The organism is Candidatus Obscuribacterales bacterium (genome assembly GCA_036703605.1).
In the GTDB taxonomy this organism is placed as follows: domain Bacteria; phylum Cyanobacteriota; class Cyanobacteriia; order RECH01; family RECH01; genus RECH01.
The window spans coordinates 1-1,088 of record DATNRH010000685.1 but is presented as its reverse complement, the minus strand read 5'-3'; the positions used below and the strand labels follow the sequence as shown (position 1 = coordinate 1,088).

Annotated in this window: 1 protein-coding gene; it reads right to left on the bottom strand. The window is 53.1% G+C overall.

All coding sequences use genetic code 11. The annotated features are described in order from the left end of the window. Positions 1-218 precede the first annotated feature (218 nt). The coding region (locus tag V6D20_14550) for an IMP dehydrogenase (GenBank protein HEY9816999.1) at positions 219-1,088 on the bottom strand (870 nt) is incomplete at its 5' end.

Here is a 1,088-nt window from a genome sequence, read left to right as displayed (position 1 = left end):
TTTTTCACTTTTAGAGGCTCACGAGTGGTGTAGACCAAATTCGCCTTTTTTGACTTTCGGACCCCCCCGGCCCGGTTAAGCAAGTGCAACAGGTTATGCTGCTATCTTTGGGGTGATCGGAACAGTCTTTCCGGCCCATACCCTGATAGTAGGAAGGCAACGAGGGGCCACAACTGAAGAGGGTGATGGCGGTACACAATACAACAATCTTCATTGGATCAGAGCCATTTGGAATGAGGTTGGGCCTCTACTTGAGAGGCTTGAGATACACGCTGGAATCGTACTTCTTTTCGGAAATCTGTCAATCTCGTGAAGCCACATGATGACACAGAGCTTTGAAGCCCGTCTCGAATCTGACCTAGAACGGGTACGACCGAGCCTTTGTAAGGCACCAAGGTAGCGACCCCCTCTACGTGCCGCTCCGGGCTATCGATAGCCGCCTTTGCTTCTAGTGACGCCATGCCTCGGAAAGATTTGAACTTCTCAGTCCCTTTCAGGATGACCGCACCGGGTGCCTCATCCGTCCCCGACAACATACCTCCTACCATCCCACAACATGCACCTGCCCCCAGAGCCTTTGCTAGGTCACCCGATCTACGGATACCTCCATCTGCAATGACTTCAAATGGGAAGTCCTGTTCACAGGCATCGTACACCGCTTGCCATGTTGGCTTGCCAATCCCCGTCATGAGCCGTGTCGTGCAGGCACTGCCTCCACCTTGGGATACTTTCGCGATGTCGACGAAGCCCCCCGTATCATACTGGGCGAGCCAGTGGAGAGATTCGACGGATGCAAAATTGCCCACCATCAGAAGGATATCTTGGTTTTTGCAATAGGGGCCAATACGCTGAATCGTGTCGAGTAGGCGCTCATGGTACGCATGGGCGACTTCGATCCCAATGAGGTTGGCACCTGCATCAATGAGCGTTTGAACCTCTTGGGCGGTTACATCCAGTCCGACTGCAACACCATTAAGTGCTTTCCGTTCAAGGATGTTGGGGTGCGCCTGTTGAGCTTCTAGGAGCGCTACTCGCTCTTCTAGACTCTGGTTGCGATGGTGGAAGATGGCTGCACCCGCATTGATTAC